General features: G+C 60.3%; 15 protein-coding genes. 10 read left to right on the top strand and 5 right to left on the bottom strand.

Going from position 1 to position 18,994, the window contains the following annotated elements:
• The first annotated feature begins 119 nt into the window (after positions 1 to 119).
• Together FBY01_RS13115 and FBY01_RS13110 are read left to right on the top strand one after the other, a co-directional pair.
• Positions 120 to 431 (top strand): DUF962 domain-containing protein, encoded by a 312-nt coding sequence (locus FBY01_RS13115; RefSeq protein ID WP_010461958.1) that lies wholly within the window; start codon positions 120 to 122, stop codon positions 429 to 431.
• A gap of 99 nt (positions 432 to 530) precedes the next feature.
• A complete protein-coding gene (locus FBY01_RS13110) occupies positions 531 to 1,121 on the top strand; it encodes an HD domain-containing protein (RefSeq protein WP_077748022.1) in 591 nt (196 codons plus the stop codon).
• A gap of 137 nt (positions 1,122 to 1,258) precedes the next feature.
• Here the strand turns inward: FBY01_RS13110 and FBY01_RS13105 are convergent, their stop codons facing one another.
• Positions 1,259 to 2,074, bottom strand: coding sequence for a UDP-2,3-diacylglucosamine diphosphatase (locus FBY01_RS13105; RefSeq protein WP_010461962.1), 816 nt, complete (start codon positions 2,072 to 2,074; stop codon positions 1,259 to 1,261).
• Positions 2,075 to 2,203: 129 nt separating this feature from the next.
• Here FBY01_RS13105 and FBY01_RS13100 point away from each other — a divergent pair, with 129 nt between their 5' ends.
• Both FBY01_RS13100 and FBY01_RS13095 read left to right on the top strand, forming a co-directional pair.
• Positions 2,204 to 2,968 (top strand): AraC family transcriptional regulator, encoded by a 765-nt coding sequence (locus FBY01_RS13100; RefSeq protein WP_077748023.1) that lies wholly within the window; start codon positions 2,204 to 2,206, stop codon positions 2,966 to 2,968.
• Positions 2,969 to 3,040: 72 nt separating this feature from the next.
• Entirely contained in the window at positions 3,041 to 3,931 is an 891-nt protein-coding gene (locus FBY01_RS13095; protein ID WP_145308062.1) for a DMT family transporter, read from the top strand.
• Here FBY01_RS13095 and FBY01_RS13090 read toward each other — a convergent pair.
• The 4 genes from FBY01_RS13090 to recQ all read right to left on the bottom strand — a co-directional run bounded on the left by FBY01_RS13090 (position 3,925) and on the right by recQ (position 8,820).
• Entirely contained in the window at positions 3,925 to 4,212 is a 288-nt protein-coding gene (locus tag FBY01_RS13090; protein WP_010461968.1) for a SelT/SelW/SelH family protein, read from the bottom strand. The genes FBY01_RS13095 and FBY01_RS13090 overlap by 7 nt on opposite strands.
• Before the next feature lie 45 nt (positions 4,213 to 4,257).
• Positions 4,258 to 6,012: a FimV/HubP family polar landmark protein gene (locus tag FBY01_RS13085; RefSeq protein ID WP_145308064.1), complete on the bottom strand. Its 1,755-nt coding sequence runs from the start codon at positions 6,010 to 6,012 to the stop codon at positions 4,258 to 4,260.
• A 128-nt stretch (positions 6,013 to 6,140) separates the two neighbouring features.
• Entirely contained in the window at positions 6,141 to 6,575 is a 435-nt protein-coding gene (locus FBY01_RS13080; RefSeq protein ID WP_010461972.1) for a MarR family transcriptional regulator, read from the bottom strand.
• 118 nt (positions 6,576 to 6,693) lie between these two features.
• A complete protein-coding gene (gene recQ, locus FBY01_RS13075) occupies positions 6,694 to 8,820 on the bottom strand; it encodes a DNA helicase RecQ (protein ID WP_010461973.1) in 2,127 nt (708 codons plus the stop codon).
• 410 nt (positions 8,821 to 9,230) lie between these two features.
• On the opposite strand from recQ, the gene FBY01_RS13070 reads away from it, so the two are divergent.
• The 6 genes from FBY01_RS13070 to FBY01_RS13035 form a co-directional block, all read left to right on the top strand.
• Positions 9,231 to 9,818 carry a YecA family protein gene (locus tag FBY01_RS13070; protein ID WP_010461974.1) on the top strand — a complete coding sequence of 196 codons (588 nt, stop codon included), beginning with the start codon at positions 9,231 to 9,233 and terminating at the stop codon, positions 9,816 to 9,818.
• 10 nt (positions 9,819 to 9,828) lie between these two features.
• Positions 9,829 to 10,224, top strand: a complete 396-nt coding sequence (locus FBY01_RS13065) for a YbaN family protein (protein WP_042932301.1) — start codon at positions 9,829 to 9,831, stop codon at positions 10,222 to 10,224.
• Between the two features lie 221 nt (positions 10,225 to 10,445).
• Positions 10,446 to 11,153, top strand: a complete 708-nt coding sequence (gene lapG / locus FBY01_RS13055; protein WP_010461977.1) for a cysteine protease LapG — start codon at positions 10,446 to 10,448, stop codon at positions 11,151 to 11,153.
• A gap of 22 nt (positions 11,154 to 11,175) precedes the next feature.
• Positions 11,176 to 13,116, top strand: coding sequence for a cyclic di-GMP receptor LapD (lapD, locus tag FBY01_RS13050; RefSeq protein WP_010461980.1), 1,941 nt, complete (start codon positions 11,176 to 11,178; stop codon positions 13,114 to 13,116).
• Positions 13,117 to 13,257: 141 nt separating this feature from the next.
• Positions 13,258 to 16,515, top strand: coding sequence for a hypothetical protein (locus FBY01_RS13045; protein ID WP_145308066.1), 3,258 nt, complete (start codon positions 13,258 to 13,260; stop codon positions 16,513 to 16,515).
• A gap of 360 nt (positions 16,516 to 16,875) precedes the next feature.
• On the top strand, positions 16,876 to 18,994 hold a 2,119-nt coding region (locus FBY01_RS13035), incomplete at its 3' end, for an Ig-like domain-containing protein (RefSeq protein WP_178114268.1).

The following is an 18,994-nucleotide window of genomic DNA, read 5'->3' as shown; positions in this document are numbered from 1 at the left end:
TCGAAGGATACTAAAGTGGCGCCCATTGTCACTGGCTGATGCCAATGATCACTCTAGACTCAAATAAGCTACCCGCAGAACAACTTGCAATCAGAACAACAACCACAGAGATCGCAGTCGTGGAAAACGTCAAACGTTTCAACAGTTTCGCTGAGTTTTACCCGTACTACCTCAGTGAACACAGCAACAGCACCTGTCGACGATTGCATTTTATCGGCACCAGCCTGGTCATCTTCATTCTGGCGCTGACCATCGGCAAAGGTGCCTGGTTGATGTTGCTCGCCTTGCCGCTGGCGGGTTACAGCTTCGCCTGGGTCGGGCATTTCTTTTTCGAGAAGAACCGTCCCGCCACGTTTCAGCATCCTCTTTATAGCCTGCTCGGCGACTTTGTCATGTACCGCGACATGATTCTGGGTCGCGTGCCCTTCTAGGCTCCACTGGCCATCAAAGCGTCCTGCGCAGCCAGTGCGATGTTGGATCCAAGTCCTACACTCAAGACATCCCTTTCGATTAGAACAAGAGGATAGCTGATGAACGCCAATGCACGATTCACCCACATGCAGGATGGCACGCAGGAAGACTGGGCGATCATCGCCGCCGACTTCAGTGCCTACGCCAGGCAGTTGCCGTCACGGATTGTGGCGCACCTGAAATTGCTGGAGGGTGATTTTGGCGGCTTCCCGGTGGATCGGCTGACCCATTCCCTGCAGACCGCCAGCCGTGCCTGGCGCGATGGCCGGGATGAAGAATACGTGGTCTGCGCGCTGCTTCACGACATCGGCGACACGCTCGGTTCCTACAACCATCCGGACATCGCCGCGGCGATCCTCAAGCCGTTCGTCAGTGCCGAAAACCTGTGGATGGTGGAGAAGCACGGGATATTCCAGGGGTATTACTTCTTCCATCACCTGGGAATGGATCGGCATCTGCGCGAACAATTCAGCGGGCATCCGCAGTATCAGGCGACCATCGAGTTCTGCGCCAAATATGACGCGGCGGCGTTTGATCCGGCTTACGAGACGTTACCGCTGAGCTTCTTTGAGCCAATGATGGAGCGCTTGTTTGCGCAACCGAAGCATTCGATCTACAAGGCGGCGATGGAAGCATATTCGCCAGCCTGACAGATCCGGGGGGACTGCTGCGCGGTCCATCGCGAGCAGGCTCGCTCCCACAGGTGTCAGAGTCCGTTCAGGTCAATACGGTCAAAATTGTGGGCGCGTGCCTGTTCGCGATGGGGCCAGACCAGGCACGCTGACTTTTATGCCGGCTCTGCGATCTTCAAGGCTTTCAATTCGGCCTCCCGCGCCTGGGCATCCGCCAACCGGTACAACTCGATCGACCCGTCCCAATGCTCGATCAACGCCGTGCACGACTCCACCCAATCCCCGCAATTGAGGTAATCCACCCCGCCGACCTTGCGAATCTCGGCATGGTGAATGTGCCCGCACACCACTCCATGCAACTCGCGTTTGACGCACTCGTGGGCGATGGCTTCTTCAAAGTCGCTGATAAAACTGACTGCCGTTTTCACCTTGTGTTTGAGGTAGGCCGACAGCGACCAGTAGCCGTAGCCATAACGCGCGCGCCAGTGATTCAGCCAACGGTTGAGGGTCAGGGTGAATTCGTAGGCCGAGTCGCCGAGAAAGGCCAGCCAGCGGTGATACCGGGTAATCACGTCAAACTGGTCGCCGTGGATCACCAGCAGATGGCGGCCATCGGCGGTCACATGCACCGCTTCGTCCACCAGTTGGATGTTGCCCAGGATCAGCTTCGAATAGCGGCGCAGGAATTCGTCGTGATTGCCGGTGACATAGATCACCTCGGTGCCGCGCTTACTCATGGTCAGCAGGCGGCGAATCACGTTGGTGTGCGCCTGAGGCCAGTACATGCCGCCGCGCAGTTTCCAGCCATCGATGATGTCGCCGACCAGGTAGATCTTGTCCGCGTGGTAGCCCTTGAGAAACTGCGACAGGTGTTCGGCCTGGCAGTCCCGGGTGCCCAGATGCACGTCGGAAATCCACAAGGTCCGCACACGTTGCTTACGGCTGGGTTTGGCGAGCTCGGCGCTGGTCATTGGCAACCCTCAGGACAAGTTTTGGCAAGCTTGCGCGGTTCGGGTTAATGGCCCATGACAGCTGCGAGTCAATCCTGTGACAACGCCCGGCCGGTGTAGACTGGCCGCATCTTGACCGGGAGACCTGCGATGAGACCGATCCTCACGCTGCGCCAATACACCAAGGACCTGATCGTCCACAGCCACGACCACGCACAACTGGTGTTCGGGTTGTCGGGTGCGCTGGACTTCGAGGTCGACGGGCATGGTAGCCAAGTGGTTCAGCAGAGTTTCGTGGTGGTGCCGTCGGGCTTTCATCACGCCTGCGGCAGCAGCAATGGCAGCCGCTGCCTGGTGCTGGATATACCGAGTGACCAATGGGTTTCGCAGTCCCTTGGCGATCACGCCGACGCCAGCCGCCGTTTGCTCGACAACGCTGGGCGCCTGCCGCTGGATGCCGGGCAAAGCCAATTGGTGAGTTGGCTGGCGGGCAGCCAGGTCAGTGACCCGTTGATTGCCCAGCAAGGCGCGGTGCTGTTATTGGCCAGCCTCAATAACGCCAAGCCTGAAATCGTGGGCGGTCGCCGTCTGCCATATGCGGCGTTGAATGCGCATATCGATCAGTACGCGGCGTATCCATTGCAGGTCGCCGACCTGGCGCGCGTTGCCGGGCTGTCCAGTGCCCGATTGCATGCTCGGTTTGTCGCTGAGTGCGGGCAGACGCCGATGGATTACATCCGCAGCCGGCGGCTGCATAGTGCGGTAAGACTGCTGCGCGATTCGCCATTGCCCATCGGCGAGATTGCCAGTCGGGTCGGTTACAGTTCGCAGAGTGCCTTTGCCGCAGCGGTGTTGCGCGAGTTTAGTAAGACTCCGGGCGAACTGCGGCGCGAGGCTGGCGACAAAAGTCGATAGTCTGCCGACAGACTCAACGAGTATGGCGCGGTTCAATGTCCCCCTCTGTTTGTCTTGTTGTTAAGGATCGCAATGACTCCCCGTACCGCCCTTGGCGCCCTGCATATCGGCGCATTGATGTTCGGCCTGACCGGTGTGTTCGGCAAACTCGCTGCTGCCTCGCCCGCGGTCATCGTGTTTGGTCGCGCGGCATTTGCGGTACTCGCCCTGGCGGTGTTCGCGCGGTTTGCCAGCAGGACGCGCTGGTACACACTCGAAGCGCAGGACTGGCGCCGTCTGCTTCTCAGTGGCTTGCTGCTGGCCGGGCATTGGGTGAGTTTTTTCATTGCGGTTAAAGTCGCCGGAGTGGCGATAGCGACCCTGGGTTTCGCCAGCTTCCCGGCGTTTACCGTGATCCTCGAAGGGGTCATATTCCGGGAGCGGATCCGCGCCAATGAAATTCTGTTGGTGGTACTGGTGAGTGTCGGGCTGGTGCTGGTGACGCCGGACTTCGATCTGGCAAGTGGCGCCACCACGGGCCTGCTCTGGGCGATCGGTTCAGGCTTGCTGTTCGCCCTGCTGTCGCTGACCAACCGCGCCAGCTCCGGCAGAATCCCGCCGGTGCAGGCCGCGCTGTGTCAGAACGTGGTGGTCGCGCTGTGCCTTCTGCCGGTGGCGGCGCCGCAGTTGAGCGACGTCCGCGCCATCGACTGGCTGTGGATCGGTTTGCTCGGGGTGTTCTGCACCGGCGTCGCTCACAGTCTGTTCGTCGCCAGCCTGGCGGTGATCAAGGCGCGCACCGCCGCCGTGGTGTTCGCACTGGAACCGGTGTACGGCATCACCGTGGCCTGGTTGTTGTTCGATGAAAACCCGACGTTGCGCATGCTGCTTGGTGGCGCCTTGATCATCGTCGCGATTGTGGTCTCCAGCAGACTGTCCGGTTCAAGCAAAAAGACCGTGGCAGCCGAAGCCCCATCTCACTGAGTGCGGTCGTTGTGGCCGAGGTCGCGGTCCGGGTCGATCTGATCGCGGACCCGCTGCTTTAGCACCTTGGCTTCCGGGAAACCACCGTCGGCCTTGCGCTCCCAGAGCTGCACCTCGTCACAAAAAATATGGAAAACCCCACCAGTGCCGGGCACCAGCGACACTTTGCCCAAGTCGTCGCCGAAGGTGCTCAGCAGCTCCTGGGCCAGCCAGGCCGCACGCAACAGCCATTGGCATTGCGTGCAGTAGGTGATGATGATTTCCGGTTTATGCGTGGTCATGACGGACAAGACTCCTGAGCCAGAGGGCGCCGCTATAGTAGTGGCTCAGCGGATCCCGGCCAACAGGCTCCGGGCGGTTTGCTTGAGCGGCTCATCGCCCTCCTTGAGCAGCTCGTTGAGCAGTTCGATGGCGCTGTCCAGGTCGCCATCATCGATGCAGGTCTGGGCTTGTTCCAGTTTACCGGCATTGGTCGGCTCGACAGGCTCCAAGGTCAGGGAGTCAAGCTCCAAGGACTGACCGGGATCGCTGAACTCGTCGAGAAAATCGTCGCTCAGCGCCTGTGAGTCCGGTTCGGCGACCCACTCAAGCTCTGGCTCATCCAGCGTCGGCTCTTCAGGCATCTCGAATACCTCGGGCAACACGTGCAGATTCGAGGTGAACGCCGGCTCTACGGCCTTGGGTGATTCGCCTGAAGGTTTAGCGTTGTCGAAAGGGCTGATCAGGTCCCAGCTGGAATCCATGGACAGGTCATCCAGATTCAACTGGAACTCGTCGGCAGGTGCCGCTTGCGCGGAAGTGATGACTGCCACGGCTGCCGCTGGTGCCGCATTGCTCAGTTTCGGGTGGCGGGCGCGGATGTCCTCAAGCTTTTTTTCGTCGAGCCCGCCGTCACGCAGGTTTTTTTCCTGTGCGTCATAGGCGGGAACATCCCCCTGTTTGCCGAGGATTTCCAGCAGTTGCACGCCCAGATCCGTGCGCTGCGGTTCCTTGACCAATGCTTCTCGCAACAACCCTGCGGCTTCGGAAAAACGGCCATACGCCAGGTAGATGCCGACCCCTTCGAGCACATCGCCTGTCGGCGCCTCTTCACGATGATCCGGAGCGGGTTTCAGCATGGGCTGTTGCACCGACGGGTGCGCCGCACGCTCAAGCCCCGGCTCCTGTTTCAAGGGTGAAACGGGCAAAACGGGCGAAGGCTCGGGTAACGCCTGAACCTGCTGGCGTTGACGTCGAACAAACAGCCCCAGCAATACCAGCGCGATCAGCGCCAGCAAGCCGATAATCAGCGGCCAATGGCTGGCCTCGGGCTCTTCAACAACGACGGGGGCAGGTGCCACCGCTACCGGAGTCACCGGCGGCGCCTGATTGACCTCCGACAGCCGGGTTTGCAGTTCGCTCACCTGTTTCTTCTGACCGGCGATCTGTTCATCCTGAGCCTGAAGCTTTGCATTCAACTCATCGATGGTTTTTTGCAGCTGCTGGTTTTGCAACACGCTGGCGGCCAGTTGTTCGGCGGCAGGATCGGTGGCAGGTTGCACGACGGCCGGCGCCGGTGCGGACTTCTTCGCCGCCGGTGCCGGCGCAGTGGCCGGTTTGACGCTCGGGAATGGAGAGTTCTGTGGGCTGGCGGCAGGTTCGTCTTCTGCCGGCACGATCCCCGGTGAACCCGGCGGATCGATCAGCACCGTGTACTCGCGCAGCAAGCGCCCATTGGGCTGATTGAGCTGCACCAGGAAATTCAGGAAAGGTTCATTGACCGGTTTGTTGGAGGTCACCCGGATCAGGCTGCGATTGCCCCGCAGGACCGGCGTGAACTTCAGGTCGTTGAGGAAGAACACCCGATCGACGCCGGCGCGGGTGAATTCCTCCGCTGTCGCCAGGCTGATCGAGAGTTCGCCCTCCTCCAGCCCGCCGACATCGACCAGGGCAATGTCAGCGCGCAACGGCTGATTCAACGCGGAATGAAGGGTAATGTCGCCCAATCCCAGCGCAGGGGCCAATGCCGAGTAAGTGACAGCACCACCGACCAGAAGCAGCCTGGCGCAACACTTCAATACAACGTGCCAACTCTCGAGCATGAGCATCCCTTAGATAACCAGAACCAACCTGTACGCGTTCGCACATCCGGTACGAACACGATATTGCCTAGTAGTTCTTTATAGTCTGCCCAACGGGGTATCTCAAAAAGCTGGCGCGTGGTTATGCCTCAAGATTTTTCCAGGTTGGCCAGAATGTGCCCGTGGACCCGCATGCACACCTTCAAATCCGCCTCATCGACGCCGTCGAACAGTTCGCGGCGCAGTTGAGTGGCAATGGTTTCAATTTGTTCGATCAGAGGACGGGCCGGAGCACAGAGGACTATTTTTTTCGCCCGGCGGTCTTCCAGCACGGATTGGCGCTGGACCAGACCCTGGGTTTCCAGGCTGTCGAGCAACCGGGCCAGGGTCGGCCCTTCAACGCCGACGCTTTGCGCCAGTTCACGCTGGGTCGGTGCTTCTTCGAAGCGCGCCAGGTGCAGCAGCACCAGCCAGCGCGCCTGGGACAGACCCAGGCCAGCCAGACGGCGATCCAGTTCGGCACGCCAGCCGCGCGACATCTGGGCCAGTTGCATGCCAAAACGGTGTTGATCGGTTAACGGCATAAAAAACTCATGATTAGACTGAAAAGAGAAAAACTAATTATTAGTCAGCTAAGCATGACCGTTGGCTTGAGGCAAGGTCTGGTCTGTAGTGAATCGTTACATCACTGTAACAGGTCATTTAAACCTCGAATTCGGATTGCAGCGCCGCCCGAACGCAGTACAAGACACCTTCCGGCACTCGCCCGGCGAACAGCGCGGCAATCTCCGACACTGGCGGCAACTCGCCCTCGCCATCGAGGAAGGCATCCTGAACTTCGCCCATCAATTCTTCGGGCAGGTCCAGCGCTTGTTCCAGCGACAACTGCTGCTTGCCGATGGCCTCGGCAAGCATGGTGTAGACATTCTTTTCCGAGCATTGCAGTTGGCCGGCGATCTGCAGCGGCGTCATGCCTGCGCGAGCGAGGGTGATCAACTCGTGGCGCACGTCGGCAACGACTTTCGGTGCCTCGACCTGACCGCCCAGCACTTCGAGGAAGGCTTCGCCGTAACGCTCGAGCTTGCGTGCGCCGACGCCGCTGACCGTGGCCATTTCCGCCAGAGAGGTTGGCTGGCTGCGGAGCATTTCCAACAGTGTCGAGTCGGGGAAGATGACATAAGGCGGCACGCCATGTTCCTCGGCGAGCTTGCGACGCAAGGCACGCAAGGCTTCCCACTGTTCGCGTTCTTCGCCACGAACCAGCTGACTCGCCTGGCTCTTGCTGCTTTTGGCGGTGGTCTGCGGCTTGAGGTCGCGGCGCAGTTCCAGGGTCACTTCGCCCTTGAGCAGCGGCCGGCAGGTGTCGCTCAGGCGCAGGCCGCCGTAGCCTTCGAGGTCAATGTCTGCCAGGCCACGGGCCACCAGCTGGCGGAACAGGGAGCGCCATTCGCTCTCGCCCATGGCCTTGCCAACGCCATACACCGACAGGTGTTGATGGCCGAAGCTGCGGATCTTTTCGTTGTCCTTGCCCAGCAGCACGTCCACCAGATGCCCGACGCCATAACGCTGGCCGGTGCGGTAGATTGCCGAGAGCGCCTGACGGGCCGGCTCGGTGGCGTCCCAAGTCTGCACGCCATCGACGCAGTTGTCGCAATGGCCGCACGGCTCGGGCATGTCTTCGTCGAAGTAGGCCAGCAAGGTTTGCCGACGGCAGCGGGTTTCTTCGCAGAGCGAGAGCATGGCGTCGAGCTTGTGTTGCTCCAGACGCTTGTGGCGCTCATCGCCTTCGGAGTTTTGCAGCATCTGCTTGAGCATCACCACATCTTGCAGGCCGTAAGCCATCCAGGCATCCGCCGGCAGACCATCACGGCCGCCGCGACCGGTTTCCTGGTAGTACGCCTCAAGGGACTTCGGCAAATCGAGGTGGGCGACAAAGCGCACGTTGGGCTTGTCGATGCCCATGCCGAACGCCACGGTGGCGACCATGATCAGCCCTTCTTCGTTGAGGAAACGCTTCTGGTGATGGGCCCGGGTGTCGTTGGGCAAACCGGCGTGGTACGGCAGCGCCGGAAAACCTTGCTCGCTGAGGAACACTGCGACTTCGTCGACTTTCTTGCGCGACAGGCAATAGACAATACCGGCATCGCTGCGGCGCTCGGCAAGGAACGCCAGCAACTGCTTGCGCGGCTGCTCCTTGGGTACGATGCGGTAGAAAATGTTCGGACGGTCGAAGCTCGAGAGAAAGCGCTCGGCGTTCTGCAGATGCAAACGGTCGACGATTTCTTCGCGGGTGCGCTTGTCGGCCGTGGCCGTCAGGGCAATACGCGGGACGTTGGGGAACAGCTCCGCCAACTGGCCCAGTTGCAGGTATTCGCGACGGAAGTCATGACCCCATTGGGACACGCAGTGTGCTTCGTCGATGGCGAACAGGGCGATTTCAAGGCTTTGCAGGAAAGCCAGCATGCGTGGCTGGACCAGACGCTCGGGCGCCAGGTACAGCATCTTCACTTCGCCGCGCTTGATCCGCGCGGCGAGATCACGCTGCTGCTCGGCGCTCAGGGTGGAGTTCAATGCAGCGGCGGCGACGCCGAGCTCTTCGAGGGTCGCGACCTGATCGTCCATCAGTGCGATCAACGGCGATACCACCACGGCCAGGCCTTCGCGCAGCAGCGCCGGCACCTGGAAGCACAAGGATTTGCCGCCACCGGTAGGCATCAGCACCAAGGCGTCACCGCCACTGGCCACGCGCTCAATGATTGCACCCTGGCGGCCACGGAAACTGTCGTAGCCGAAGATGTCCTTGAGGACGCGTTGAGCCTGTTCGAGCATAAAAACTCCAAAAATCACCGAAACATCCCTGCAAGGCTGGTTCAGAACCACGCAGGCTGCACTGACAAATCGTAAGTGCGCATTGCATGACGCTTCACATTTCAGCCGCGACGCCAGCAGGGCATCACAAAACGCGCGAGTATACCCGAGGCCTCCCTTGCAAAGGGCACCGCTGAGAAGACACATAAGGACAAACACCGCACAACCTGTGGGAGCGAGCCTGCTCGCGATGGCGGCATGTCAGGCGATAAATGTATTGGATGTACCGACCTCATCGCGAGCAGGCTCGCTCCCACAGGGATTGCGGTGTTTGTGAGGTCCCAGCGTTGCAAATATCCCGCGCGGCTGGCCTGAGCGCTCAAGAAGGCCTAGAATTCCCGCATCTGTTAATTCCCCAAGGTAGCCCTTTAATGTCCTTCGCTGAGCAACTAACCCGTTTGCAAGTCTTCCTCGACGCCGACGAACTGCACGACGAGGCGCTGGACTACGTGGCCGCCCACGGCTACCTCACTGCGCTGTCGATCTGTTCCGAAGAGGTTCCGGATCGTGAATGGATCGACGCCCTCTTCGCCGAAGAGCCGCATTACGCTGACGACACCGAGCGTGAAGCGATCGAATCCACCCTGCTGGCCCTCAAGGCTCACATCGCGCGCCAACTGGCCTCCGATGAAGAGTTCGAGCTGCCTTGCGACCTGGACCTGGGCGAAGAGCCGGACGATTCCGACCTGCGCGGCTGGTGCATCGGTTTCATGGAAGGCGTGTTCCTGCGCGAAGCGGCCTGGTTCGAAACCGCCGAAGACGAAGTCAGCGAAATGCTGCTTCCGATCATGGTCGGTTCGGGTCTGTTCGACGAACAGCCTGAGTTCGAAGACATCGCCAAAGACGCCAATCTGATGGACGACATGATCGTGCAGATCCCGGAAGCCCTGACCGCGCTGTACCTGCTGTGCCAGGCGCCAGACGAAAAACCGGCGATCCTCAAGCCACGTCACCACTAAGGTTTTGCCTATGGACAACCCCATAGGCAACCGCTCCCTGATGTTGCGTTACGTGCTGCTAGCCATCGGCTGGCTGAGCGTAGCGCTGGGGGTGATCGGGATTTTCCTGCCGGTGTTGCCCACCACGCCCTTCCTGCTGCTGGCGGCCGCCTGTTTCGCCCGCAGTTCGCCACGTTTCTATCAATGGCTGGTGGGGCATCCACGGCTTGGCCCGTGGATTCGCGACTACCTTGACGGCAACGGCATCCCGCTCAAGGGCAAGGTCTACGCCATCGGCCTGATGTGGGTGAGCATCCTGTTCTCCTGCTACCTGGTTCCCCTGCCGTGGGCGCGAGGGGCCATGCTGACCAGCGCGGTGCTGGTGACGATCTACATCCTCAAACAGAAAACCCTGCAAAAGCCCTGAGCTTCTGTGGCAAGGGAGCTTGCTCCCGCTGGGTTGCGAAGCATCCCCAGAACCTCCCCCCAATTCTCCTGACAGACCTCATTGATTGGTTTGGCGACTGCTTCGCAGCCGAACGGGAGCAAGCGCCCTCGCCACAGGGTCCATCTGCCGACCCGACGATTAGTCCTGTCTTTTAAAGAACACCGCCTAGACTTCAGTCATCTGCACCCGAGCAGCCAGACATGTCCCGTCGATGGCGTAGTCCAGGAAGGTCAACGCTCCGACTTCGGCTCGGCGGATGGCTGCTGCTGGCCAGTTTTCTGCTGACCGGGCTCGGCAGCGTGTGGGCCAACTGGAACTTTACGCAGATCCTGCAAATCGCCGAAAAGCGCTACGGTCCGCTCGGCCCCGCCCAAGGAAGAATCGAGGCCTGGAGTCAAATGCTCAAAAGCGAACTCAACCAACCCGAGCGCGAACAACTGGACGCGGTCAATCGCTTCTTCAATCAACAGCTGAATTTTCAGGACGACACGCGCATCTGGCGCCAGACCGATTACTGGGCCACGCCGGAAGAATCCTTGATCAAGGGCGCCGCCGACTGCGAAGACTACGCCCTGGCGAAATATTTCAGCCTGCGCCAACTCGGGATTCCCAGCGAGAAACTGCGCATTACCTACGTCAAGGCACTGTCCCAAAACCAGGCGCACATGGTGCTGACCTTCTACAGCAGCCCCACGGCCGAGCCGCTGGTGCTCGACAACCTGATCGGCGAGATCCGCCCCGCCTCCCAACGCAAAGACCTGTTGCCGGTGTACGCCTTCAATGCCGAAGGCCTGTACTTGCCGGGGGCCAATGGCGGCAAACGCAGCAGCGACTCGAAGAAGTTGTCGCGTTGGCAAGACGTGTTGAAAAAGATGCAAGCCGAAGGGTTCGCCGTGGGCGAAGGCTAGCCGCCATCGCAAGGAGCGTTTTATGTCGCTGCGCAAACAGTTGTTTCTCGCCATTTGCCTGTTCTTGCTGGTGGCCTTCAGTGGCAGTTTTTTTGTCAGCCTGGAAAGCTCCCGTGAACAGATGCTCGGCCAGTTGCGCTCCCACGCCCAGGACGCTGCCACCGCCTTGGGTTTATCGTTGACCGCGCAGATCGACGACCCGGCGATGACCGAATTGATGGTCAGCTCGATTTTCGACAGCGGCTATTTCCGCAGCATCCGCGTCGTCAATATCGTCGATGGACAAGTGCTGGTGGAGCGCAGCGCACCGGCGCAGATCGAAGGCGTGCCCGGCTGGTTTGTGAGCCTGGTCAACCTGCGCCCGGAAGGTGGCGATGCCCTGGTCATGCGCGGTTGGGAACAGGTGGCGCGGGTCGAAGTGCTGAGCAATCCGCAGTTCGCCCTGGCCAAACTCTGGGACAGCACCCTCGGCAGCCTGATCTGGCTGTTGGTCTGCGGATTGCTCAGCGCCGTATTCGGTGGATGGTTGTTACGCCGGCAATTGCGCCCGCTCGACAAAATGGTCAGGCAGGCCGAAGCCATCAGCAAACGCGAGTTCCTCAGCCTGCCCAAATTGCCACGCACACCTGAACTGAGGCGTGTGGTGCTGGCCATGAATCAGATGGTCGAAAAGCTCAAGGCGCTGTTTTCCGAAGAAGCCACGCGCAGCGAAAAACTGCGCGCCGAGTCTTATCAGGACAGCCTCACCGGCCTGGCCAATCGACGCTTGCTGGATGAACAACTGGCCGACCATTTATTGGTTTCCGAGCAAAGCAGTGACGGCCATTTACTGATGCTGCGGATCAACGACCTGATCGGCCTCAACCAGCGCCTGGGCGGACTGCGCACCGACGGGCTGATCAGCGCCGTCGGCGAATTGCTCAAGCGTCTGACGCAGCTGCCTGAACGCCGTACCTGGCTGGCGGCGCGCAATCGTGGTGGTGAGTTCAGCCTGCTGACCCCCGGCCTGGACAGTACCGAAGCCGCCCGACTCGCCTCGGAAATCAGCGCCACCCTGGAAAATCTGCGCCTGACCGGTGCCAGCGATTGCATGCCCGTGGCGCATTTGGGCGTGGTCGCTTATCAGCCCGGCGAACCGGCCAGCGACGTCCTGCTGCGCCTCGATCAAGCACTGGCCCAGGCCCAGCAACATCCCGAACGGCCGTGGGTGCATCTGGCCCGCTCCGATACCGCGACGAACCACACCCAACACGACTGGCGCACCTGGATCGACGACGCCCTCACCGAGGGCAAAATGCAGCTGTATTTCCAACCCGTGGTGCAATGCGCCGACACCAGCCAGGTGCTGCACCACAAAGTCCTCGCGCGCCTGCTCGAGCCGCAAGGCGAGGCCATCGCCGCCGGGCATTTCCTGCCGTGGATCGAGCGTCTCGGCTGGACCGCGCGGTTCGACCTGGCGATGCTCGAAGCCACCCTCGACTACCTCATCGTCAACCGCTGGCCCTTGGCGTTGAGCCTCTCCGGCAGCACCTTGCGCGACCCGGCGCAACTGCGACAAATCATCGACATGCTCGAGTCACTGCCCGATCTGGCACCTCTGCTGACCCTGGAAATCGACGAACGCCAACTGCCGCCCCCCGATGAACTGCAACGCCTGAGCCACAGCCTGCTCGACACCGGTTATCGCATCGGCTTGCAGCACTTTGGCGGCAGTTTCAGCCAGATCGGCAACCTGACGCAGCTTGGATTGGCGTACTTGAAAATCGATGGGGCGTACATCCGCCACATCGATGAGCAGAGTGACAAGCGGCTGTTTATTGATGCGATCTACCGGGCGACCAACAGCATTGATTTGCCGTTGATTGCGGAGATGGTCGAGACCAAAGGCGAGCTGGAGGTGATTCGGGCGTTGGGGTTGTTCGGGGTCATGGGACGGTTGATCGGGCCGCCGGAGCCGATGTAGGCCGGTGAACACCAATCCTGCTAATGCATTACCGCTTATCGGAAACAGGGACTTACCCTGTTATTTCTGACAGTAGCCAACCGCACGGTCTAACACCTTAAATGACTCCGTCGCACATCCCCCCTCGACAGGAGTCTCCCCATGCTCGTGCAACCCGTCCGTCACCTTGTTTCCATGCTGCTGCGTGAACCAGAAATCCCCGGTGCCCGTCTACTGGACTCTTCCACTGACGTCTGGGCAATCAACCGCGCCGCGGCCCTGGACAACTTCCCCATCAACGGGCTCAAAGTCTACGTCCCGGCTTGGTCAAGCATGGGCAAAGGCGACAAGGTCGAGCTGCAGTTCGACGACCAGGTGGTCAATCAGCACATCATCACCGACGACGCCGAAGTCGGTCAGCGAGTGACCTTGTGGGTCGAGCCCAGGCATTGGCTGACCGGGGCGCACACGCTGGCGTACCGGGTGACCCGTTTCAATCAGGGCGCCGAGACGTTTACGCCGGCACTCAAGCTCTACGCCAAGCTGGAGATCCCTGCGGGCCAGGACCTTAACCCGGAAGAAGGCAGCCACTCGAACCTGTACCTGTTCATCGATCCGGCCATCGTCGAGGACATCGTCGACAAGGAGATTGCCGCGGCCGGGGTGGACATCATCATTCGGGCCGAGTCCGGGACCGGCGAGCCTTATCCGGATGCGGCGGTGGGCGATGTCATGGTGCTGAGCTGGGGCGGTGTGCTCGTGGAATCCGCGCCGCTGACTGCCGAGCAGATCAGCGACCCGGCCACTCACCCGATCGTGATCCACGTCGACGAAGCCACCATCCTGGCCGCGGGCGACACCGACATCTCCGGGCTGGCGGTCACCTTCCGCGTGCGCGATGTGGTGCACAATTTTTCGGAAGACTGGTGCAAGGCCACGCGGCTGGTGGTCATGACCGGCGTCGATCTGCTTGATGCGCCGATCGTCAAGGAGGCGACGAACAACATCCTTGACCTTGATGCGCTGGAGGACAAAAACATCACGGCTCAGGTCTGGGCCAAAGGGCCGGCGTTCAAGCTGGAGGACCGCATCATCCTGAAGATGCGCGGCACCACCGTGGACAACGAGGCCGTGGAAGTCAACACGCCGGCCCAGACGGTCAACAACCTGCCGCATACCTATGAATTCAAACTGTCCAATGCCGACGTGCGTCAACTGGCCAAAACCCAGGTGACTTTTTCCTACCAGGTGGAGCGCCCCGGCGTGGCCGAGCCCTTGCCGTCCAAGGGGCAATTCGTCACCTTCATCGGCGAACCGAAACACCTGGCCGCGCCCAAGGCCGAAGATGAACAAAACGGCGCGATTGATCCGGACCTGCCTCACCCTCGCGTGCGGATTCCGTTCGATCCGATCATGCAGCAGGGCATGGCCATCGACCTCATCTGGGCCGGCACCCGCCCGGATACCGGCAGCTACACCCCTGAGCTGGATTGGTATTTTCCAACCTGGGAAGAGATCGAAGCCCAGCAAGATTTCTTCATCGCGGTGGACGGCAGGCACCTGAAAACCCTGGAAGGCGGCACGCTGGAGCTGTCGTACTACCTGCTCCGCGAAGGCCCGAACGGTGAAGTCATCCGCCGCGAATCGCTGCATGCGGCGCTGCTGCAGGTGGGCGAGCCGCAACTCGAACTGGTCAAACCCATCGTCCTCGGTGAACAGGACGGAGCGCTGGAGCCCGGGGACCTGCCCGGCGGCATCGGCAAACTGACCGCGCCAAGGCCGACCGTCAAACCGACCCAATCCGGTGACATCGTGACCTACACCTGGACGGGTGAAGTCACGGGTACCACGGAAGACTCCGTCACCCTCAACGGGCTGTCCAAGGACAAGGATGTGAATTTCACCCTCAGCGCCACGTTTGTCGCCGAACACATCGAGCCGAATCGCGGCAAGAAGGTGACGGTGAGTTACCGGATCTGGCGGGCGGCGACGAACGAGACGAGTTATTCGAATGTGCTGGAATTTGGGGTTGGCCAGGCGATTGGCTCAGGCAACCTGAAAGTCATGGGGGCGCGCTTCAATTGCCATACGTTTGGGCATACCGGCGCTTCTCGTGTATTGAGCGCGTTCGATGCCACGACCGAGCAACCCATAGAGGCGCAGTGGAAATATGCCACAGACATTGAGTGGACAACTGCCGCCACCTGGACTGATACAACGCCACAGGAATCTTTACAGGTTCGTTCCTCCGACAAACAGATCACCCTCAATCCGGCAAATATTATCGGCAACGGACACTGCTTCGTCGCGCATCGTGACGGGGGTGACGTGATCGCTTGGGGCAACGCTGATTACGGTGGGAAGATTCCTCCGGCCATTATCCCCCTGAAAGACATCGTTGAAGTCAGTAGCACTTACTCCGCTTACGCTGCCCGCCGAACCCATGGCGCGGTGGTGGTGTGGGGGAGACCGTATGGTGGTGGGAACATGGGCAGTGTTGTGCCTTCGGACTTTGTTCGGGTTGTTGGTAACTCAGCGGCGTTTGCCGGTCTAAAGAATGCGAGTCAGGTGGTTGCCTGGGGGTATGACAATGGGGGCGGCACTGTGCCTACTGCAATCGCGGCACTCAGGGACATTGTACGGATCGTTGTCAGTAGCAACGCATTTGCCGCGCAACGGGCCACCGGGCAGGTGGTGGCTTGGGGGGATCCCAGTCGGGGGGGAAACCTGCCGACGGACATTGCCCTGCTCACCGATATCAACATGATCCTCGGTGCCCAGTATGCCTTTGCGGCCCTTCGCGCCAACGGCCGTCTCGTCGCTTGGGGCAGGGCCGAGTTTGGTGGAAATCTGCCAGCACCGATTGCTTCATTGAACGATATCATCGAGCTGCGTTGTAATGCTCTGGCGTTTATAGCGAAGCGCGCTACAGGCCAATGGGTGGCTTGGGGCGAACCATCAAGTGGTGGCACTATCAGCCCAGAGTTCGCGGGATTGACGGATATTGTCGACGTGAGCTCGACAGCATCAGCATTCGCAGCTCGTCGTGCCAACGGCCATGTAGTGGCGTGGGGACACCCGCAAAGGGGCGGCGTGGTGCCTGCCGACATCGCGCTGCTGAACGACATTGTGCAGGTGGCCGGCACGCAGAGTGCGTTCGCAGCCTTGCGTAAGAATGGTACCGTCGTAGCTTGGGGTCAGCCGGATATGGGGGGGGATACGTCAGCGGTTGAGGACCAACTGATCAATGTACAAGCCCTATACGCCAGCGACGAGGCGTTCGCCGCCCTGACCTCCGATGGTCGCGTTGTAACCTGGGGTAACCCGGTAAAAGGAGGCAACAGCAGTGCAGTGCAAGACCAGTTGGTCGGTCAGGTTTCCTATCAGGTAAGTGCAGTTTCGCGTGGGGTGAGTGTTTAAGGGACGGATCGATTGACTACGCATTGCAACACTGAACTGGGGATTGAGCCAGTGGTGATGCTGGGCGAGCTGGCGGTGAATCGGATGCTGGATAACCTTGATCCGAAGTCATCACTGGCCAGTCATACCGTGTCATCGTTTTTCGCGAGCAGGCCCGCTCCCACATTGGGTCTGGGTCGATCACGGAGGTGCATGGAACAAGAAACGGCCTACCCAGGCCGTTTTTTTTCGCCTACCGTTTGTCGAAAACCCCCGCCCACCTGTTAGTTCTGACAGTAGTCAGCGCGCCTTTCATCGTGCCCAATCTACCCGTCAATGTCCCCTCCCCCACAGTGGCGTACCTTCGCCAAGGAGTTTTTGATGGCCGCTTCTGGTTTATTCCTGTTTCGCCCTTCAAGGTTGGTCGTCGCCCCGCTGCAGCACCGGCCATTGATGATTGCCGGCGCGGTCGAGCCGATTGTCGACGGTGACGCGGGTATCAACATCAGTGTGGTGGAGAGCCATCCGGAGGGGGTGTTGTGCGCTATCAATAAATACAGCCCTCCAGTGCTGGCGGGCGATCAGATTGATGTGTATTGGGACGGTGACAAGATCTTCCACAAGGAACTCCAGCCAGAAGAAGTCGACGGTGATTTCCTGTTCTTTTTCCTGCCCGTCGCCCCCATGGTTCCCGGTTGGGTGGAAACGGTTTACTACGTGCTCACGCGCAAGGACGAAACAGTGCCGGACGACCCGTCAGCTGGGTTGCGGGTGCTGGTGAAGCTCGACAGGCCGGGGGGGCGCGACAAGGAACCTCATCTGCCAGGCCATTCCGAACTGCATAAACCTCAACTCCCCCAAGACGTCATTGACAATGGTATCGATGCGGAGTGGGCCGCCAGCGGTGTCCCTGTCACGATCCCCTTCTACCTTGGAATTTTCCCTTACGACGTGGTGAATCTGCACTGGGGCAGCGTTCGAATCCCTCATACCGTCACCCCCGATCAGGCCAATCGCGAAACCCCCATCATCATCACGGTGGATCAGGACGCCATTCTCGCCGGCGGTGACAGCGCGGCGTTGCCGGTTCGCTACTTTCCGCACGACCCGGTGTGGAACTGGGCCGAGAAGCACTCCATAAGCACGACGGTTCTGGTCGATGCCGGTGCCTGGCGCCTGGAATCACCGATCATCAATGAAGCCGTGAACGGGGTCATCACCCTCAAGGATCTGAACAACGAAGACGTCACCGTTCTGGTCAAGATTGCTGGCGACGATTTTGCAATCGGCGATACGGTGACGCTGACCTGGATCGGCACGCCTGCTGTCGGCAAGCCGTTGATCCATACGCAATCGCGAACCGTGGACAACATCCCGCACCACCTCGAATTCAAGGTGCCCTACGCCGAGGTCCGCGCAATCGCCATGGGGTCGGCCGACGCCTCGTATGTGTTGACCAAACTGGATAACTCGCCGCCCCTGTCGTCCAAGCGCGCATTCGCCGATGTCGTTGGGGATGTGGCAATCATCCCGGCGCCCATCGTTGAGCAAGCGGTGGGCGGCACGCTTGAACCCGACAACGAATATGCAACGGTGCGTGTCAGCTATCCCGGCATGGCCAGCGGCGATTCCCTCAACCTGATCTGGCTGGGCACCCAAGCCAACGGTCAGTCGTATTTGCACGAAGAGCCACACACTGTCAGCGCCGGAGAGGCCGCCGACAAGCTAGTGACCTTCCACATCGACAGTCAGCACATTGTCGTGCTGGACAAGGGTTCGCTGGACCTGTCCTACCGCATCACCAACGACGCCGTAGCGCTGTATGGCATCAGTGAATCGGAACGCTTGCTGCTCAAGGTCGAACAATTGCGCACCACACTGCCGGTGCCCGTGGTGCTGGAAGCCGACCCACCGGATGTGCTCGACCCCTCGAAGGTTTTCCATAACGTGAATGTCAGGGTCAACTACCTCGGCACGCTCCCGGGCGACATTCTGACCTGTCACTGGAGCGGCAACGGTCCTTTTGGCAGCACAACCAACTGGGTGCCGATCACCACCGTGACCGCCGGAAAACCCGTGACGTTCAGAGTGGCGGAGGAGTTCGTCGCGGCCAACATCGGCAAGTACGTCAAGGTACGTTACACGGTGAAGCATGCGGCTACGGGGTTGTGGAGTTATTCGATTACGTTGAATTTGCTGGTCGCAGCATGGATTGCACCGACACTGGACACAGTCACCGACTCCAAAGGCCCGGTCCCCCAGGGCGGCATCACCTTTGACCGATCAGTAACCGTCACTGGCACGGCCAGCCCCAACCAGAAAGTCCGCTTGCTCGATGGCACCACTTCATTGGGAGAACCTACCACCAATGGTTCGGGCATCTGGACTCAGGTCGTGAATGCATTGACCGTCAAGGCTTACAGTCTCAAGGCGCTGGCGCTGTATGGCGAGGGCGAAGCATCCACCCCGTTGCGCACGTTTACCGTGGCGGTGGCGGTCA

The sequence above is a fragment of the Pseudomonas sp. SJZ077 genome, from assembly GCF_007993905.1.
Lineage (GTDB): Bacteria > Pseudomonadota > Gammaproteobacteria > Pseudomonadales > Pseudomonadaceae > Aquipseudomonas > Aquipseudomonas mandelii.
Note: the sequence above shows the minus strand (reverse complement) of the source record. Positions and strands in the feature narration are given on the sequence as shown.

Coding starts and splice junctions, on each gene's coding strand:
- FBY01_RS13110 (WP_077748022.1), top strand. CDS start 531: ATGAACGCCAATGCACGATTCACCCACATGCAGGATGGCACGCAGGAA.
- FBY01_RS13105 (WP_010461962.1), bottom strand. CDS start 2,074: ATGACCAGCGCCGAGCTCGCCAAACCCAGCCGTAAGCAACGTGTGCGG.
- FBY01_RS13100 (WP_077748023.1), top strand. CDS start 2,204: ATGAGACCGATCCTCACGCTGCGCCAATACACCAAGGACCTGATCGTC.
- FBY01_RS13095 (WP_145308062.1), top strand. CDS start 3,041: ATGACTCCCCGTACCGCCCTTGGCGCCCTGCATATCGGCGCATTGATG.
- FBY01_RS13090 (WP_010461968.1), bottom strand. CDS start 4,212: ATGACCACGCATAAACCGGAAATCATCATCACCTACTGCACGCAATGC.
- FBY01_RS13085 (WP_145308064.1), bottom strand. CDS start 6,012: ATGCTCGAGAGTTGGCACGTTGTATTGAAGTGTTGCGCCAGGCTGCTT.
- FBY01_RS13080 (WP_010461972.1), bottom strand. CDS start 6,575: ATGCCGTTAACCGATCAACACCGTTTTGGCATGCAACTGGCCCAGATG.
- recQ (WP_010461973.1), bottom strand. CDS start 8,820: ATGCTCGAACAGGCTCAACGCGTCCTCAAGGACATCTTCGGCTACGAC.
- FBY01_RS13070 (WP_010461974.1), top strand. CDS start 9,231: ATGTCCTTCGCTGAGCAACTAACCCGTTTGCAAGTCTTCCTCGACGCC.
- FBY01_RS13065 (WP_042932301.1), top strand. CDS start 9,829: ATGGACAACCCCATAGGCAACCGCTCCCTGATGTTGCGTTACGTGCTG.
- lapG (WP_010461977.1), top strand. CDS start 10,446: ATGTCCCGTCGATGGCGTAGTCCAGGAAGGTCAACGCTCCGACTTCGG.
- lapD (WP_010461980.1), top strand. CDS start 11,176: ATGTCGCTGCGCAAACAGTTGTTTCTCGCCATTTGCCTGTTCTTGCTG.
- FBY01_RS13045 (WP_145308066.1), top strand. CDS start 13,258: ATGCTCGTGCAACCCGTCCGTCACCTTGTTTCCATGCTGCTGCGTGAA.